The following is an 18715-nucleotide window of genomic DNA, read 5'->3' on the forward strand; positions in this document are numbered from 1 at the left end:
AAGAACTCTAAGTTCAATTAACAGGGACGACTCGAATCATCGCGGTACCACCCTGATTAACTCAACTTAGAGTTCTCTCAACTACATTATTACACTTCACGAACAGTGATATAAGAAACACACATATACTAGGCTTTCACCATCCCTAGCTCGCTAATCATATGCAAACTGTTTCTTACGCGTCTGTTCTATCAAACATATTATTTAGACTTTGAATCATCATCTTTAGATGTCTTCTCTGTCTGTTCATTACTTTGGTCGTTGTCGCCTGCTTCTTGCTTCTCTTTAAGCGCTTGTTCTTCAGGCGTTAAGTCTTCATTATTTAAATGCTGTACATTCTCTTCTGTCACTTGTTGTGCATCTAAATCGTAATTCAGAAGATAATCCCAATCGTCGTTCTTGAGAAGATCGAGTTGCGCTTCCACTAACATGCGGAAACGTGATCTAAAGATTTTAGATTGACGTTTCATATCTTCTGTTTGGAAAGATAAGCGACGTGCTTTCTCCACCGCGTCGTTAACGATACGGTCAGCTTCTGCTTGCGCTTTCTCTTTCGTCGCTTCAGCCTCTTTCGTAGCAGCAGCCTTCGTTTCTTCGCCTGCTTTTTGAGCTTGAACTAAAGCGTCGCTCACAGATTGATGCACATCTTTGTATGATTTAAGATTTGTTTCTTTATCTTCAATCACTTTTTCAAGTTGTTTCTTGTCTTCTTTCAAACGTTCAATTTCTTTACTTAACTGTTCTAAATAGTTTGCTACTTCAGTTGCTTCGTAACCATTTTTCACACGTGAAAATGATTTATGTTTAATTTCACTAGGTGTAAAAGGCATTGAATGACCTCCTCTATCTCTACCTACGCTTCGATTCTATTTAAACAAAGTTTCAAACTGAATGTGAACCTTATCTTTCTTCGTCTTACCTCCGATGTCTGTGATGCGTACACGTCCGAATCCTTGAATGGACAATAAGTCACCGACATCTAATTGGAAGTTGACTGAGTCGACAATGACATGGTTCACTTTCACACGTTTGTTCTCTATCAATTGTTTCGCGATGGAACGCGATTTACGTATCATTTCTTTCAACACTACGTCTAAACGCAATGCACTGACAGTCGCATGAAATGATTTCCATTCCTCTTTAGATTGTATCATATCTTTAAACGGAATAGAATTAAGTTTCACTGTTGCACCTTTGATACGTGTTAATTCCAACATCATATAAGATTCTAACTGTTTTGTCAAAACGAACTGTATCGTTTCATTCACTAGTATATCACCTAGTTGCTTACGTTCAATCCCCATGGACATAATCGTACCTAGTACATGTTGATGTTGAATCGTCACAAACTTTTTCGGATAAGTAACCTCAATCAATACGACTTCGAAATCTTCTATATCCGGTTCATAGTACGGGGGGGCGATAATCGCACGTTGACGCTCAGCATGATAACCCCCAAAGAAATGGATGTGTAAATCTTCGAAACTATTTGTTACCACTTCAGCAATATACTGTGCTCTAGGATCTAAAAAGTTGGTGAGTTGCGGGGCGTAATGATCATTCGCCTGTTTACACTTATCGATTAATTGATCGATTATCTCACGCTCTTCGCTTCGAAAGTGTTGATAAATATCTATCGTGCTCACGCTCCTTTCTATACAAATAATTTATATCCACTACAAAGAAAGTCCCAACCCTCACAACGTCAGAGCGGGACTTTTAGTTATCTTATCGTGCATATGCGTAGCTCGAATCTCATTCTACCTACCGTTAAAGCACATATTATAATGAATGCATAATCAAGCTAAAGAGACTTCTTAAACCTTGTCTAAACAAGAACAGCACAAAGAGTGCGACGATAGATGAAATATCTATAATTCCAATTGGTGGAATGATGCGTCGGAATGGTTCTAAAAATGGCTCGTAAATCTTAGCTAAGAATCGGCCTAATCCATTCTCACGCGCACCCGGTAGCCAAGACATTAAGAAGTAAAAGAGCATTCCAAAGGTATAAATTCTAACGAGAATCAATATAATATTGAAAATCGTGCCTAATATTTCTAAACTCATAATTTAGCCTCTATTCACCATGAAAATCAGCGTTCTCAATTTGGTCTGTAATCGTTCCAGCTACTTCTACGTTGTCAGGCGTACATAAGAAGATATCTGAACCTACGCGTTGAATGTCGCCACCAATCGCATAGACTGTACCGCTTAAGAAGTCAATGATTCGCTTAGCTGACACCTTGTCGATACGTTGAAGGTTCACTAATGTAGCACGGCGATTCTTCAACTCATCAGCAATATCTTGTGTATCTGAGAAGACGCGTGGCTCAAATAAACACATTTTAGAACTTTCTTGAACGTAATCATATTGTTCTTGGTTGTTCATATTCACTACATTGCGTGTGTTTGATTTCTGTGATTGATTCATATGATACTTCCTTTCACCTTGTGATGATTGGTATCTAGAAGATTGCTTTTTCGGCACAGATTGTAAAGAACGTTGACGTTCATTAGGCTCAATATGTGATGTCTCAGCTGCTTGGTTCTGAGATTGTTCTCTACGTGGTTCTCTTTCTGGTGGTGCCTCTAACTCATCATCTTCCTCTTCTACAGTGAAAAATCCATTAAATAAATCCTTTAAAGCCAATAGCTTCACTCCTCATTTCCTACAAGTTTCGTCCCAATTCGCACATATGACGCACCCGCTTCAGCAGCAATTTGATAATCATTGCTCATGCCCATAGAAAGTTCGGAACAAGGTGCATGCGCTAGATTGAGAGATTGTATTTCATCGCGTTGCTTTCTTAATTGTTCAAATAATTGTTTGATATAAGCTTCGTCATCTGTGTACGGCGCCATCGTCATCAAGCCGATGACTTCAATATGTTCATAGTCAGCAAGTGTTTCGATAAAGTCTTTCACTTCACTAAGTTCAAGACCATGCTTTGAAGACTCACCTGACACATTCACTTGTACGAAGCATTTCACAGTATGATCGACACGTTTGTCAATTTCTTTAGCTATCTTTAAGCGATCAAGTGCGTGATAGTATGTAACTTCATTGATGACTTCCTTCACTTTACGCGATTGCAAAGGACCGATAAAGTGCATCGTCACGTCATCTGGTAAAGCTTCTTTCTTCTCTAAGAAGCCTTCGACACGGTTCTCACCGAAGTGTCGTACGCCAGCTTGATATGCTTCTTTAGCTCGGTCTATTGTAACATATTTCGTCACAGCAATCACGTCAGGTTGTGTCGTCCAACCTCCCTTTTCGCTCGCAGCTTTCAATTCCTCTTGAATCGTTTGATATTGCTCTTGTACACTCATCTCACACTTCCCCTTCCTTTGTTTCGCGTTGACCGATGTACGCCAACATCCGTCCGGTTTGTCCTTTTTCCACTCGATAAGAGAAGAATAAGTCTAAGTCTTCAGATGTTTCATATTGCGTAATCGTAATTTGATCTCTGGATAGTCCCGCTTTTTCTAAAAGTAAAGCATTCGCTTCCTTCAAATCAATGCCATGTCTGTCAGGCCCTCTCGTCTCAATAAAACGAGATGTATCAATCGCTAAATCTTCAAATTGGGATTTAATATCATCATTAATTTCATACGATGTTGAGGTAGCCGGACCAATAACCACTTGTAAATCTTTGATATCGAAATCAATTTCTTCAATCATATTAACGACGATTTGGCCTACTGTTCCTCGCCAACCTGCATGCGCTAAACCAATATAGTGATGTCGCTCACTATAAAAATAAATAGGTACGCAATCCGCATAACACATCGTCAACATAATGTTTGTATCATAGGTATAAAGCCCATCAATACCATGTAAATCGTCGGTTAACGTATCGATATTCGTTCCTCTATCTCGCTGTGTCACCTCAGTCACACGATTGCCATGCGTCTGTATCGGAAAGACCCAGTGAGAGGTCGGCATATGAATGATAGATGCGAGCGTTTCTTGGTGTTGTGTAACGTGATCAGCTGCATCATCTGTATAACGCGCCATATTAAAGGCATAATCTGGATATGGACTCAAACCACCCTCTCTCGTGGTCATACCTAGAAAGATGTTGGATAATGACGCATCTTGATATTCTAATCTATGCGATAATTTAATAAACTTCTCTGACATACGTACTCACTTTCCTCGTTCTAGTGATCTCATTTATACTTTGTGGCTTATATTCTAAAAAAGAGTGAGACAGCATCCGAAATTTCATTAAAAATTTGAATCACAGTCCCACTCTTATAGGTCGGTCGAATCGCTGTGTAGTTTGCACACATTGAGTAAAGCAATTCAACCGGCCACATTGTTATTCATTTAATTGATGACTGAGTGTTACCCAGACTCAGCTATAGCGCTTTATCATGTGATGATTAACGTCTAGATCTTCTTGAACGTCTTTCTTCACGATTTCTGATAAAGCTTGGAATGTCATCTTCTTTAGTAGAATGACTTCTGCTTTCAGTCGTATTCTCTACGCCACCTGCACTTTCAGTTGAACGTGTAGAGAATGATGTTTCTTGTGAACTTGAGCTGCTTGTTGCACTTGAACCGAAACCAGTGTTAGACGCTTTACGTCCTTGAGAAGCTGGTTTGTCTTCGAAACCAGTAGCGATAACTGTTACTACGATTTCATCTTGTAGCTCAGGATTGATCACTGTACCGAAGATCATGTTAACATCTTCGTCCGCTGCATCTTGTACGATGTCTGCTGCTTCTTGAGCTTCGAATAATGAAAGTGATTCTCCACCTGTGATGTTCATTAACACACCTTGGGCACCCACGATAGATGTTTCAAGTAATGGAGAAGAAATCGCTTTTTTAGCAGCTTCAACTGCACGGTTTTCTCCAGAAGAAACACCGATACCCATCAATGCAGAACCTTGGTTAGACATGATTGTCTTAACGTCGGCAAAGTCAAGGTTCACTTCACCTGAAACAGCGATTAAGTCAGAGATACCTTGAACACCTTGACGTAATACGTTATCTGCTTCTTTAAACGCTTCCATCATTGGTGTAGATTTATCAACGATATCTAATAAGCGATCGTTAGGAATAACGATTAATGTATCTACTGCAGCTTTCATTGATTCAACACCAGCTGCTGCTTGAGTTTGGCGTTTGCGACCTTCGAAGCTAAATGGACGAGTAACGACACCTACTGTTAAAGCGCCCATTTCTTTAGCAATCTTCGCTACGACTGGTGCAGCACCTGTACCAGTACCGCCACCCATACCAGCAGTTACGAATACCATGTCCGCACCTTGGATTGCGTCTTCGATTTGTTCACGTGATTCTTCAGCTGCTTTCTTACCAATTTCAGGGTTAGCACCTGCACCTAAACCACGTGTTAATTTCTCACCAATTTGGATCTTAGACTCAGCTTTAGATAAGTTTAAAGCTTGTCCGTCAGTGTTAATAGAAATAAATTCTACGTTATTCATTCCGTGATCAATCATACGGTTTACGGCGTTGTTACCGCCGCCCCCTACACCGATGACTTTCAACGTCGCTAAATGATTAAATCCTTGTTCAAATTCTAACATTGCATTTCCTCCTAGTATTAATGGCCAATCATTCAAATAGAGATTTCATCAATTTTTTAAATTTACTTTCTTCTTTAGGTTGAGCTTCTTGCTGTTCATGTTCACCATGTTCAACACTATATGGTTCTCTTGCACCTTCAGTATCTTTCACATCGTCGTGATGTGTTGTTTCTGATTTGTTGGTTTTCTTCTTGAACCAATCAAATCCACTTGATTTAGAAGAAGTGTCTTTCTCGTCTGGTTCGATTTCTTCTTCTTCAAATTCTTCACTATCATGATTACTTATTGTAACATAATCTAATAACTCATCGAAAGTAATGCTACTAGATATTGTTGAGATAGCAGAAGAAAATTCTGGCTTTCTGATACCCATTTGTGAAGGTGTATGAATTCTAACCTTTTCATTAACCATATCATGCAATAACTCTTTGACACCGAGTAAATTAGCTGAACCACCTGTAACGATAAAGCCGCCATTTACTTTCGTCAAACCAAGCTCTTGCAGAACGTCAAATACATTGAAGAAAATTTCTTCGACACGAGCTTCGATAATGTCCGCGAGATCTTTCTGTGTATACTGCGCTGTCTCTTCACTGTCTAATTGGTTGACACTAAAGACATCTTGGTCTGAAGCAGAATCATAGAAAGCATGACCATATTGATGCTTAATCTTCTCAGCTGTATCGTGTGTCGTGTTAAGACCTTGAGCGATATCGTCTGTAATATCGCGTCCACCCATCTCTATAGAGTCTGCATCAACCAGCTCACCACGTTCATAGAAAGCGAGCTGAGTTAAGTCTTCACCAATATCAATGATACATGCGCCTAATTCGCGTTCAGTAGCTGAAAGAACTGAACCATAGTTATACGCATCAGAATAAACGTCTAAGACATCGACGCCACAAGATTCAACACATTTAATCATGTTGATTAAGATTGAACGTTCGATTGCGATAACACCTGCATCCACGCGTAGAGAATGGCGTGCGACAAGTTCTTTCGGATCTGATACTTCGTTGTCCCCATCCACATAGAATTTGATAGGAAAAGTATCGATAACTTCAGTACCTTCAACATCGTTTTTATCGCGAATACCTTCTAGCGCATCCTCTATGTGTGTACCGTTGAGTTCTGTGTCTTCGTAAAATTCAATTTCATTTGTTTCGTCATAAACTTCTGTACCGATAATAGGTAGTTTCAAGAAGACTTCTTTAATATCTACACCTGAAGCAATAGATGCCTTTTTAATCGTATCTTTAATCGCTTGTTGTGCGATATCAAAGTCGTCAATTAATCCATTTTTAATTCCGCTCGTATAGGTTTGTCCTGTACCTATCACATTAATTCCGTTGTGAAATTTTTCGCCTACTATTGTTTTTATACTCGATGAACCAATATCTATACTTACATAATAATGTTCCTCCATAGATAGGCACCTCCTGACAATTACATTTCAAGTACATACTACATTCAGTTTACAATACGTAGCATTGCTTGTGAACTATAAACACATCTGTTTATCTAAATTTTTTAATTATTTTTATCATCACTTTTATCTTTGTTTTTATCAATTTTATTCAATGTTTCTTGGAGTTCATCTTTAGCTTTATCTTCATGCTCAGATCCAGCTTTGACATTCTTCTCAGAATCAGATTGGTCATCGTCATTTTCACTATACGGAACAAATGCGGCACCGACTGTTAAGTCAATATAGCCGTTTCGCTTGAGATTTCCACTTTCATCTCGGTCGAGCGCCTCTGTCATTTGCGGATAGTACTTCATCTTCTTAGCAATCGTGCGAATGTTGCCTAACACTTGAATATCATCGGAAGTGTAAAGCTTAATTTGATTCTCACTTCCTTTAGTCGGTTCGTAGCTGATTTCTGAAATAGCGGCACGCACATTGCTCGGCATTTTATTTAACGCGTCTATGATGTCTTGCTTCTTACCTTTACTAAAACCAGTCAATACAGGACCATTGCTAGCAGAACCAGAGAGATGTTTGAGCTCTTTGCCATCCTCGAGGATTGGCACATATTCATCTTTCTTCTTCACTAAACCAACGATGTTGTACTCTGAGATATCCACAATCAATTTATTCGGTAGTTGCTTATGCACATTGACGTGCTTGATGAGCGTCTTATCTTCCAATTTCTTAGCAGCTTTCTTCGTGCTAAAAGTGTACATGCGCGAATGGTTCGTCACATTGACTGTCTTCTTGATCTCACTCGTACTCACGTTATCGTTCCCTTTAACTTCCACCTCTTTAATCTTGCTCAGCGGAGTAAACATGTAAAGTAGAAGCAAGATGATGAAGAGGAGCAGGATGCCGAAGACGATAAATTGAATACGTCTTTGCTTCCGTCGCCTTGCGATACGTTTGGCTTTCAGATATTTGGAATCAAACTGCTTTACGTTCTCATTCTCTGACATGTTAAGTCACATCCTTTAAAACTGTGGTAAGTGCGCACGGAAGCGATCAATAAATTTCTGACCACGTTCTTCAAATGTGTTGTACTGATCCCAACTTGCACAAGCCGGTGAGAGCAGTACGATGTCATTAGGTTCTATAATCTCTTGCACTTTATCTACAGCATCCTCGACATCTGTAGCGCGAATGACATATTTTCCTTGACTAGAACCTAATTTAACAAATTTCTCTTGCGTCTCTCCGAAAGCAATCATCACGCGCACGTTTGTCATATATGGTGCGAGTTCATCGAAACCATTACCTCGATCTAGACCTCCACACAACCAGATAATTGGTTGCTCAAATGAGTTCAAGGCAAATTGTGTCGCTAATGTATTCGTTGCTTTAGAGTCATTATAATATTTATTCGTCTTATTCGCACCAATGTATTGCAAGCGATGTTCAATACCAGAGAAAGTGATTAAACTATCGATAATCGCACGAACCGGCACACCTGCAAGCAACGCAGCAAGCACTGCTGCTAAGACGTTCTCTAAGTTATGCTCGCCTGGTAAGACGACATCATCAACATGGATGATTCTGAACCCTTGAAAGACGATATAGTTATCTTCAATGTAAATGCCGTCGACTTCTTGTTGAGTAGAGAAGTAATATGTACGCGCTTTAAGTGATTCAGATTCAATGAGATGACGTTGATGATAATTACAAATTAAGTAGTCATCCTCAGTTTGGTTTTTATAAATATTCTTCTTCGCATTTTGATAATTCTCGAGCGTTTCATGATAGTCGAGATGCGCAGAATAAATGTTAGTAATAATAGCGATATGTGGACGATACGTATCAATTCCTAAGAGTTGGAATGAAGATAATTCGGTAATCAAGTAATCTTCTGGCGCTGCTTCTTGTGCTACCTTAGAAGCTACATAACCGATATTCCCTGATAATCGCCCTACTTCACGACTCTTTTGGAACATATCTCCAATGAGCGAGGTCACTGTCGTTTTACCATTTGTACCCGTCACACCGATAATCGGCGCTTCAGATACGAGATAACTGAGTTCTACTTCTGTTAAGATTTTCAAATTACGTTTCTGTGCTTCTTGTAGAATAGGTACAGAATAAGGGATGCCGGGGTTCTTAAAGATGATGGGATTCTTATCTAACAATGACAATGGATGTTGTCCGCCAATGACTTCAATACCCATATGTTCTAAATCTTTGGCATGAGAATCTTGACTTAAATCTTTACCATCGTTAACAACGACTTTCGCACCGAGTTTGTTTAACAACTTCGCCGCTTCGTAGCCGCTTTTCGCTAATCCAAGTACAAGTACGTCTTGATCTTCTAACCCTGTATAACTCAACATTTAAATTAGTGCACTCCAATCCATAAACCAATTAATCCGGTAATTAAACCGACTGTCCAGAATACTGTCGTTACTTTCTTCTCATTCCAGCCACATAATTCAAAGTGGTGATGTAATGGTGACATTTTAAAAATACGCTTACCTGTCAACTTGTAAGATGCGACTTGCATCATCACTGATAACGTCTCAATCACGAAGACGAAACCAACGAAGAGCAGAGAAATTTCAGCATTTAAAAGGACAGAAACGGTAGCGAATATACCACCTAATGCTAAACTTCCTGTATCCCCCATGAATACTTTGGCCGGGTTCAAGTTAAATGGTAAGAAACCGGCTAACGCACAAATCATAATGATACAGAAGAAACCAACTGCAGGTTGATCTAGTATAAATGCCATAATCGCATACATAATGAAACCAATAATAGATAAACCTGTCGCTAGGCCATCTAAGCCATCTGTAAGATTGACTGCATTTGAAAAGCCAACTTGCCAGAAGACTAAGAAGATGACATAGAAGAATGACAGTGGTATTTCAGTTTCAGTGAATGGGATATGAATACCCACTGACATATCACCAGAGTTAAAAATATAGCTAAAGAAGAAGAAAATCACTGCGATAGCGATTTGTGCTAAAAACTTCTGTAGACTCGTTAAACCTTGGTTATTCTTCTCAACAACAATAATGTAATCATCGATAAAGCCAATAAGACCAAAGCCGATCGTGACGAAGAGCATCAAAGTTAACTCTGCAGTATAGTCTGTGAAGATGATACCTAGAATCGTTGTCACGACAATGCTGATGAGAAATGTTAAACCTCCCATCGTAGGTGTACCGGTCTTCTTCATGTGACTTTGAGGTCCTTCCTCACGAATACTTTGCCCAAATTTCATTCGTTTTAAAGTTGGAATGAGTAATGGCACCAATATAAATGTGATTAAAAATGCAATGACTGCCAATAAATAAATCATAGTTTCCTCCTCAATTCTCGGGTCAATGTTACACGTTACTTGGTGGATTATGTATCGAATAGTGAGTGAACGGATGAGGTAGCACAGGAGAAGAGGCCTAAGCTCCTCTTTAATGAAGGATGAACCTTAGCCGCTTCCTCTTCCGACCTGTTGTACAACTACTCTCTCGTCTCGTCACTTACTATTCTATCTTCTCAAGCCCTTAACCATCTGATTGTTTCTCAGATTGTTTGTTGTCTTGCTGATCAGATTGATCTTTCTTATCTTTGTCTTTCTTTTTTGAACCCTCATCCTTATTCTTGCTATCTTTATCTTTCTTACCATCTTTCGACGTCTCTAAATCTTGTTTCTTATGATCTTCGGTGCCATCAATATCTTCAGCAGATAATGATACAGTGACTTTATCTTTCTTACCTACCTTAGTACCTTGACTAACGGATTGGTCAGAAACGTAACCACTACCTTTCATATCTACTTTAATATTTGTTAATTGTTCGAAAGCGACCACATCTTCTTTCGACCAACCTGACATATCAGGCATTGTCAAATCTCCGTCAGTGAGTAATAACACTCGACTGTGTGGTAATAATGATTTGTCTGCTTTCACAGATTGTTTCGTTACTTTCTTACCGCTACCAATCACATCCGCTTTGAGCGATTTCGATTCAATACTTGTCTTGGCTTTGTCTAATTCTTGGCCCTCTACATCCGGCACTTTACTATACTTCACATCGGATTTATCTTTGCCACTGCTGTTCTCGACATTCAAGTATTTCAACGTATTCTCCATGATTGGTTTAAATGCGCGACTCACACCCATTTCATAGGCTTCTTGGTCATTCTTCTGAGCGAGTGACATCCCTGCATAGACGATGATTTGCGGATCTTTCTTCGGCGCTGCACCGATAAAGCTTACGAAATAAGGATTGTCCCCTTCTTCGTATCCGCCATTCTTGCTCGCAACTTGCGCAGTACCTGTCTTACCTTCCATACTATAGCCTTTCAGACGATAGTTCTGCGCATGACTTTTCTCACTGTTGACTACTTTATCTAGCTCAGTACGGACTTTCTTCGCTGTATCTTTGGTAATCGGTTTACCATTGTATTCTTTTTTACCTTTATAAAATGTATCGTGTGTGGCTGGATTCTCTATACTGTTGACGAACCACGGACGCACCATATTGCCATCGTGATAAAATGCCGATTGTGCTTGAAGCATTTGAACTGGTGTCACTGTAGTGGATTGACCGAACGCTGATGTCTTCTGTTGCGCCTCGTTATCCCAAGCAATACCACCTTTAGCTTCGCCATCAAAGAGACCATTCGTCGTCTCGCCGAAGCCAAACTTCTTGTACCAATCTTTCATCTTATCCGGGCCAACTAAATCTTGCAGATGCATCATCAACGTGTTGGAAGAGTATGTAAACCCTAGTGTCATAGGTATTTTACCCCAACCAACTTTGTTCCAGTCTGAGATGCGCGAACCCATGATATCTCTATGACCTGATTTATATTTCTCATTCGGCTTGAACTTACCTTCTTGAATCGCCGCAGCAAGTCCATACGTCTTGAACGTAGATCCAGGTTCATACGTGTTCTGGTAAAGGTCGTTCGCCCATTTCTTACCGAAGTCTTTACCTGTTTCCGGGTTAAAAGTAGGTCGCTGACTGTAACCGAGAATTTCACCCGTCTTCGCATCCATTACGACTGCAAAGAGATCTTTAGGTGCAAAGTGATCGACCATCTTATCGAGCGCGCGTTCAACAAAGACTTGCACATTAGAATCGAGTGTGAGATGAACGTCGTCACCGCGTTTCGGCATCTTCTCATCCTTACTATTCGGAGCGATATAACCCCAAATATCACTGATGTATGAAAGAGATCCTTTACGACCTGATAGATAGCTATCGAATATCTTTTCGACACCCATCGCACCTTTCAAGTCACCATTATCAGGATCTTTCTGTGCCATACCAATTAAGTGCGAAGCGAAGTTACCATTCGGGTAAGAACGTTCTGTTTCCGGATAAAGTGCAATACCCGGCAAATTCATTTTTTCAATTTTTTCTTTTTCTTTATATTTGATATTCGTTCCTTTTTGTCCAAATTCGACTTGGAACGCTTTCTTATTATTGAGTTTGTCTTCAATTTCTTTCGGTTTCATATCTAACACAGTAGCGAGCTTTTTAGCGGTCTTCTTTTTATCAACCACATGTTTCGGCTTATCGCTACCTTCGTCTGCTTTCTTATCGACCACGGCTACAATCTTGTACCGTTCTACGTCTTCAGCTAATATCTTGCCATTGCGATCGTAAATCTTACCTCTTTCAGGTTGTTCGGTCTTCTGAGCGAGATATTTCTGATTAGCTTTCATGATTAAATCCTGCCCCGAAGAGTGACCGGTTAGCATGATATAAGTGAATCTTAGCGCTAACGTAAAAAAGAGCAGTCCGAATCCGATAGTGAGTAGGACTGCCCCTATTTTATTTTTTTTTAGTTTAAAAATGGGTTTTTTAAGTCTAATTTTTCGCTTCGCCATTATTACGCACTACCTTTACATTGTCGTTCTTAAGGCTCATTCCTTGTTCTTTTGCCTTGTCGTAAATGCGTTCATATGAAGAGTTTTTCTTAATTTCAGATTCTATAGAACTATTTTCACTTGCTTGTTGTTCGATTTTATGGTCTAAATCTGCAATCTTGCCGTGTGTATCATACGCATCCATTTTTAAAGATAGCATATATATACTGATAAAGGCAATTACGGTTATCAACCCTATGTATAACATTTTTTCGAACTTAGTAAGTTTAACGACTACTTTCTTCTTTACAGACTGCTTTGGCTGTTCCGAAGGTTGTGTTTCGGGTGCATGTTGTGGTGCAGCGTTGTAAGGTTCATATATTTTTTCTACAGCCATAATTAAGATTCACTCCTTATTTAAGTATCTCTGCGACACGTAATTTCGCACTACGCGCACGATTATTGTCTTCTAAATCTTCTTCAGTAGCGGTAATTGGCTTGCGATTCACACGTTTAAGTTTAGGTGTGTATTCCTCTGGTAAGACGGGTACGCCTCTCGGAACATCAGGCCCTTTCTCATATTCTTGGAACATTTGTTTACATAGCCTGTCTTCGAGGGAATGGAAAGAAATAACGGATATTCTGCCATTCACTTCGGTGTGAGCTATGGCTTGCTCCAACGAATCTTCGAAAGCTGCTAATTCATCATTGACGGCTATCCGGATCGCTTGAAAGACGCGTTTCGCTGGATGTCCGCCTTTACGTCTTGCTTTAGCAGGAATACCTTCCTTAATGATATCGACGAGTTGTAACGTCGTCTCTATCGGTTCTTTCTCTCGATGCTGTTCAATGCGTCTTGCAATTTGTTTCGCAAATTTCTCTTCGCCGTAACGATTAAATATCCGCATTAAATCATGGAACGACCATGTATTAACTACGTCATATGCTGTTAAGTCTTGCGTCTGATCCATGCGCATATCTAATTTCGCATCGTGATGATAACTAAATCCACGTTCTGGTACATCTAATTGAGGACTAGAAACGCCAAGATCGTAATAGATACCATCGACCTTTTCAATATTTAAATCATTTAAAATTTCTGTTATATTCCGAAAATTACTATGTATAAAAGTAACTTTATCAAGGTGATCTTTCAAAACTTCTCTTGCGTTGTCTAAAGCATGTTGATCTTGGTCAATCGCAATCAATCTGCCTTGATCACCTAATTGATTCAGCAAATAGAGGGCATGACCCGCGCCACCTAAAGTACAGTCAACATACGTACCATCTGCTTTAACATTTAAATAATCAATGGTCTCTTTCAACATGACGCTGACGTGATGAAACACTTCAATTCCTCCATTTTAAAAATCAAAATCAATTAAATCTTCAGCAATATCTTCGAAACTTTCTTCAGACTCATCGTAGAAGTTATTCCAAGTTTCACGATCCCAAATCTCTATACGATTTGAAACCCCAATTACTGTACATTCTTTCGATAAATTCGCGTATTGTCTTAAATTCTGTGGAATGTTAATACGCCCTTGCTTATCTAACTCTACTTCGACAGCGCCGGAGAAGAACATACGCATAAATTTACGCGCATCTTTTTTGGTCATAGGTAAGGTTCTCATCTTCTCTTCAATGGTCTGCCATTCTTCCAAAGTATAGCCGAATAAGCATTTATCAAGGCCTCGTGTGATGATAAAACGTTCATTAAGGTCATAGCGAAACTTCGAAGGCACGATCATACGGCCTTTCGTATCAAGCTGATGCTCGTATTCACCCATGAACATTCTACCTCACCTCACCTTCCATATATATAATTTACCACATCTCCCCACTATCCTCCACTATTTATATAAAATTTACCCGAATTCTTTCAAATAGGCATAAAAATAACCCGATCTGCTGTAATAGCAAATCGGGTAAATCCTTACTCACTCTAAGGTTTAACAATAATATGGTCGAATGTGTAAGGAAGTAGTGGATAGGTGGAGGGACTGAACACATCTATCCCAAAATCATTCATAATTTGGAGTGGATTCCAAATTCTTTCTTGTAAACCACCCATCGCGTGGAGTGTTGTTTCAATTTCTCTGAAATGCGTCATACTAATTTGATTTTCTCTTTCAATATTAAGTAAATAACGTTGGATGAGATAATCATATTGGAATTGGTGAATCTCATTATTTTTATCAAGTAGAACTGAATTATCGTGATTATCATCTAACTCTTGTTGAAGTGATTGGTAAAGCGCTTCTTGTTGTACTTTCATCTCTTCAACTTTATTAATAAACGCATCTGAAGCTTGCGCTCTGACAAAATCATCTTTGTGGCGTGTTGCGCCTTCTTCAATAACCTCATCGAGTGGAATATCATAGCGATTTAACAATTTCTCCACTTTCGGATTGAGATAACTGATACGCATACGTGGAAGAACGATGGGCATTTCTACATCTAGTGTCTTAAAGACTTGCGCGAGCTCAGCCCAGTATTTAATTTCACTTGGACCGCCGACGAAAGTGACTGTATTAAATAACCACTCTTCCATTACAGGACGTGTCACTACATTGTTCGATAAACGTTCTGGTTCAGTTTCTACTATATTAAGTAGTTCTTCTTTAGATAGTGTTTCCTGACTTTTATTCAGCTTAAACTTACCATCTTCATAAATGAGTAACTCTCGCGTTTGGTCGTGTTCGAGAAATAGATGCACATTCGTCTCTGTTTGAATCATCTGTTCAAGACCCGCTTCAATCGTCTTCGCCTGGCCTTGTCTAAAAGCAGCATCGACGGACTGATGATGTTCGATGATATGTTTAAACATCGGCTGTTCGAGACGACGTAATTGTGAATCATGCGCATCAATAAGTAATAAGCCATATTCTTTGAAGACCTCGTGCACAAGCGCTTTAAAGATGTCTGACCAACTGTCGAAATCAGCAATAATCTTGTGGCACATATCTCTGAGCGGTCGGGAAGCTTGCGTTTCATTCAATTGTTTAAAGAAATCGTCCACGGCTTGCTTAAACTCGCCTTTATCAGGATGATAGTGAGAAACACATGTTTCAGGCGGCTGTAATGTATGATATTTCACCTTATGTAATTGGGCATCGCTTTGGTTAAAGACATACGTGTGGTTAACTTCATCAAAATCATGATCTTCACCAGCAATCCAGAACACAGGTACAACTGGTTGGTCATACTTTTCGCGTAGAGATTGCGTCAATGTGACGATGGATAATATTTTATGAAAAGTATAGAGTGCGCCGCCTAAAAAACCTGCTTGTTGGCCTCCAATAACAACTTTAGCTCCGTTAGCAAGTTGAGAAATATGATCTTGTTGTGCCTCAGTTAGCGACAAATCACTCATATAGTGCTCAATTATTTCAGCTAAAGCCTCTTCTCTACCATTATTAGGACTTTGAAGTCGAGTAGCATAACTTTCCTCTGCCATAGCATTGTAATTAAAAAATTGAGTTACTTGTTCATCATTATGTGCAATGCTAGTGATAAATTGATTGTCGTCTTTAAGTTTAAGCGTCTTACAGTCCATACCTATTCTCCTTAGTCATTCTGTTCTATTTCAGTATAAAGATTATAGTAATATTTGACAATTATACGGCTTGCGATATAAGGGAGAAAGTAAGAAAAATTTTACCGTTGTAAAGGGTAATATACATTGAGGTCACATCAGTTATCCAAAGATGATAAATTATAAAATTTTGTCATCATAATTCACTTTACGGTATAATGGTATTAAATCAATTCAAGGGGGAAAGAATATGAGTGACGTAAAGCGTCTCGATATTAATTACAAGACCGACGAACTTTTCGAAGATTTCAGGAACTTCGGGAACAAAGATCTATTTATGGTTGATGAACTACGTGGGGAAATGATCGATGCTAGTTCAGACTCTCCATTCTACGGCATATACGTAGGTGATCGTCTTGGCGCTCGTATGGCACTTTATCGTAAAGGTGAAGTGGAAGAAGTCTATTTCCCTAAATATGATGATTACTTAGTATTATGGAAACTTGAAGTTCTCAAAGCATTTCAATGTCGTGGCTATGGTCAAGCACTACTCGACTATGCCAAATCACATAACTTACCGATCAAAGTGATTGCACGTAATAAATCTAAAGATTTCTTCTTGAAACATGGCTTCGAAGATACAGGTGAACATAACCAAGAAGGTAACGATGTACTATTATGGGCACCAAATAAATAATAACAATTAGAGTTGATGAATAAGGTCGATTGCTTAACACTTGCACTTACTCACCTTTCATCAACTCTTTTTTTATTGATTTTCTAATCAGAACTTATATTAAGTGAACAAGTTGGTCAAAGCTGTGTATTGTGTAGTCAGGTTGAATACCAGAATCATTGACCTTATCTCGGCCGTTGTACCAACAAGTTCGAATTCCAGCGTTGATACCACCTTGGATATCAGAAGTTAAAGAGTCTCCCACAATGATAGCGTCTTGTCTTCTCTCGTTACCAATATGGTTAAACACGTAATCGAAGAATTCAGGCATAGGTTTTTGAGAGCCTGTATCTTCAGAGATAAAGATATCTTTGAAGATCGTTTCGAAAGGTGTTTGTTTCAAACGACGTAATTGCGTGATGCGCACACCATTCGTCACGATATAGAGATCGTAGTGATTTTTAAGAATATCTAAAGTAGTTAGAACGTGTGGCATATACTTCACTGTCGCTTTCGATAACGCGGTGCGATACTCATGATCAACTTTCGGACCATCAACTTCGATATCGTATCTCGCAAAGAAATTCCGGAAACGTTGGTTCAACACTTCTTCCTTATTGAGCTCTCCACGTTGGAAAGCTTCCCAATGCGCCTGATTTACTCGCATAAATGTTTGTAAATCAGATTCAGTAGCTTCATTTAGATACTCTTTAGCTATTGTGTAAAAAGCTTTAATTTCAGCATCTATAAAGTCTACTAACGTATCGTCAAAATCAATAAGCATGGTCGGTTTCATAATAAAATCCCTTTCTCTCATTAAACTACTCATTATTGAACTATAATATATTAGTTGCGAGAAAGAAAGTGGGGGATTATGAAAATTTCAAATAGAATAAGTTAGTAACGATTTAGAATTGTGAAATTTAAGTTAGAAGTACAAGAAAACTGCGATGAGTTTATGGGTATTACTAGTAAATCCATGCAATTCGCTTACATAAGTGAAAAATCTACATAAATTTCAATGATTGATGTATTGCTTTATTGTAACGAGTTAGTTATAATAAATGTTGTGTTAAAAAACGTTATGTCCTGGTAGCTCAGCTGGATAGAGCAATGGCCTTCTAAGCCATCGGTCGGGGGTTCGAATCCCTCCCAGGACGTTTTTTGGTTTAAATTGAATACTTTTCAAAATCAAGAACCCCGTCGTGACGGGGTTCTTTTATATTTAGGTGTCAATTACACACCATATAAAGCGAATTTTTAGGGACTTAAAAACAACTTTTGATCAAAAACGGACATCATTTTAGCGATTTTAATTTTACGTTGTCCATTCGTTGTCCGTGTTTTGACCGCTAGCAAAAATCATTACTTATATTAATATATACCAAAAACTCTTCCTGCTAATCCAAAGATACCTACACTAATGCCAACACCCCAACGTAACATAGAATATTTCAAGTAATTGACATGAACTTCCATCTTTTGATCTATTAAATTGCCGATATTCGTTTCAAATCTTTGAAAATCCTCTCGCATTTCTTCTCTAAATTGAGCATTACTCTCTAACAATTCCTTTCGAAACTCAAGTTGCTCTTCTTTAAATTGTTTATTGCTCTCTTGAATTTCTGTCTTGAATTGCTTATTGCTTT

The 18715-nt window shown here is 38.9% G+C and carries 19 protein-coding genes and 1 tRNA gene; 2 read left to right on the forward strand and 18 right to left on the reverse strand.

The window, feature by feature from the left end; all coding sequences use genetic code 11:
• Positions 1-200 precede the first annotated feature (200 nt).
• The 16 genes from HMPREF2802_RS04575 to bshC form a co-directional block, all read right to left on the reverse strand.
• Positions 201-830: a DivIVA domain-containing protein gene (locus HMPREF2802_RS04575; RefSeq protein WP_070502915.1), complete on the reverse strand. Its 630-nt coding sequence runs from the start codon at positions 828-830 to the stop codon at positions 201-203.
• Positions 831-866: 36 nt separating this feature from the next.
• Positions 867-1646, reverse strand: coding sequence for a YlmH family RNA-binding protein (locus HMPREF2802_RS04580; RefSeq protein WP_083307592.1), 780 nt, complete (start codon positions 1644-1646; stop codon positions 867-869).
• A gap of 136 nt (positions 1647-1782) precedes the next feature.
• Complete coding sequence (locus HMPREF2802_RS04585) at positions 1783-2070, reverse strand: YggT family protein (protein ID WP_070502917.1); 288 nt, start codon at positions 2068-2070, stop codon at positions 1783-1785.
• Between the two features lie 10 nt (positions 2071-2080).
• Complete coding sequence (locus tag HMPREF2802_RS04590) at positions 2081-2653, reverse strand: cell division protein SepF (RefSeq protein ID WP_049409600.1); 573 nt, start codon at positions 2651-2653, stop codon at positions 2081-2083.
• A gap of 5 nt (positions 2654-2658) precedes the next feature.
• Positions 2659-3333 carry a YggS family pyridoxal phosphate-dependent enzyme gene (locus HMPREF2802_RS04595; RefSeq protein WP_002472849.1) on the reverse strand — a complete coding sequence of 225 codons (675 nt, stop codon included), beginning with the start codon at positions 3331-3333 and terminating at the stop codon, positions 2659-2661.
• A 1-nt stretch (position 3334) separates the two neighbouring features.
• Positions 3335-4147 carry a peptidoglycan editing factor PgeF gene (gene pgeF / locus HMPREF2802_RS04600; protein WP_070502918.1) on the reverse strand — a complete coding sequence of 271 codons (813 nt, stop codon included), beginning with the start codon at positions 4145-4147 and terminating at the stop codon, positions 3335-3337.
• A 245-nt stretch (positions 4148-4392) separates the two neighbouring features.
• Entirely contained in the window at positions 4393-5565 is a 1173-nt protein-coding gene (gene ftsZ / locus HMPREF2802_RS04605) for a cell division protein FtsZ (protein ID WP_002472854.1), read from the reverse strand.
• A 28-nt stretch (positions 5566-5593) separates the two neighbouring features.
• The gene (gene ftsA / locus HMPREF2802_RS04610) at positions 5594-6991 is read right to left on the reverse strand and encodes a cell division protein FtsA (RefSeq protein ID WP_070502919.1); all 1398 of its coding nucleotides are present in this window, start codon (positions 6989-6991) and stop codon (positions 5594-5596) included.
• A 104-nt stretch (positions 6992-7095) separates the two neighbouring features.
• The gene (locus HMPREF2802_RS04615; protein WP_070502920.1) at positions 7096-7998 is read right to left on the reverse strand and encodes a cell division protein FtsQ/DivIB; all 903 of its coding nucleotides are present in this window, start codon (positions 7996-7998) and stop codon (positions 7096-7098) included.
• A 15-nt stretch (positions 7999-8013) separates the two neighbouring features.
• Positions 8014-9363 carry a UDP-N-acetylmuramoyl-L-alanine--D-glutamate ligase gene (gene murD / locus HMPREF2802_RS04620; RefSeq protein ID WP_070502921.1) on the reverse strand — a complete coding sequence of 450 codons (1350 nt, stop codon included), beginning with the start codon at positions 9361-9363 and terminating at the stop codon, positions 8014-8016.
• Positions 9364-9368: 5 nt separating this feature from the next.
• Positions 9369-10334: a phospho-N-acetylmuramoyl-pentapeptide-transferase gene (gene mraY / locus HMPREF2802_RS04625; RefSeq protein ID WP_070502922.1), complete on the reverse strand. Its 966-nt coding sequence runs from the start codon at positions 10332-10334 to the stop codon at positions 9369-9371.
• Between the two features lie 202 nt (positions 10335-10536).
• Positions 10537-12873, reverse strand: coding sequence for a penicillin-binding protein (locus HMPREF2802_RS04630; RefSeq protein ID WP_070502923.1), 2337 nt, complete (start codon positions 12871-12873; stop codon positions 10537-10539).
• A complete protein-coding gene (gene ftsL, locus HMPREF2802_RS04635; RefSeq protein ID WP_002472889.1) occupies positions 12854-13249 on the reverse strand; it encodes a cell division protein FtsL in 396 nt (131 codons plus the stop codon). Before ftsL ends, HMPREF2802_RS04630 begins: the two co-directional genes overlap by 20 nt.
• A 16-nt stretch (positions 13250-13265) precedes the next feature.
• On the reverse strand, positions 13266-14201 hold the full coding sequence (rsmH, locus tag HMPREF2802_RS04640) for a 16S rRNA (cytosine(1402)-N(4))-methyltransferase RsmH (protein WP_049407015.1): 936 nt from the start codon (positions 14199-14201) through the stop codon (positions 13266-13268).
• Between the two features lie 15 nt (positions 14202-14216).
• Positions 14217-14648: a division/cell wall cluster transcriptional repressor MraZ gene (gene mraZ / locus HMPREF2802_RS04645; protein WP_002472823.1), complete on the reverse strand. Its 432-nt coding sequence runs from the start codon at positions 14646-14648 to the stop codon at positions 14217-14219.
• A 149-nt stretch (positions 14649-14797) separates the two neighbouring features.
• The gene (gene bshC, locus HMPREF2802_RS04650; protein ID WP_070502924.1) at positions 14798-16411 is read right to left on the reverse strand and encodes a bacillithiol biosynthesis cysteine-adding enzyme BshC; all 1614 of its coding nucleotides are present in this window, start codon (positions 16409-16411) and stop codon (positions 14798-14800) included.
• 229 nt (positions 16412-16640) lie between these two features.
• On the opposite strand from bshC, the gene HMPREF2802_RS04655 reads away from it, so the two are divergent.
• Positions 16641-17087, forward strand: a complete 447-nt coding sequence (locus tag HMPREF2802_RS04655; protein ID WP_070502925.1) for an N-acetyltransferase — start codon at positions 16641-16643, stop codon at positions 17085-17087.
• A 94-nt stretch (positions 17088-17181) separates the two neighbouring features.
• Here HMPREF2802_RS04655 and HMPREF2802_RS04660 read toward each other — a convergent pair whose 3' ends face one another.
• Positions 17182-17883, reverse strand: coding sequence for a YjjG family noncanonical pyrimidine nucleotidase (locus HMPREF2802_RS04660; RefSeq protein WP_371091347.1), 702 nt, complete (start codon positions 17881-17883; stop codon positions 17182-17184).
• A gap of 269 nt (positions 17884-18152) precedes the next feature.
• Between HMPREF2802_RS04660 and HMPREF2802_RS04665 the strand changes: the two genes are divergently transcribed.
• Positions 18153-18226: transfer RNA gene (locus HMPREF2802_RS04665), tRNA-Arg, on the forward strand.
• A gap of 214 nt (positions 18227-18440) precedes the next feature.
• Here HMPREF2802_RS04665 and HMPREF2802_RS12115 read toward each other — a convergent pair.
• Positions 18441-18715, reverse strand: a 275-nt coding sequence (locus HMPREF2802_RS12115) for a hypothetical protein (protein ID WP_176744772.1), incomplete at its 5' end; no start/stop codon positions are given.

The sequence above is a fragment of the Staphylococcus sp. HMSC071G07 genome, from assembly GCF_001811435.1.
GTDB lineage: Bacteria > Bacillota > Bacilli > Staphylococcales > Staphylococcaceae > Staphylococcus > Staphylococcus pettenkoferi.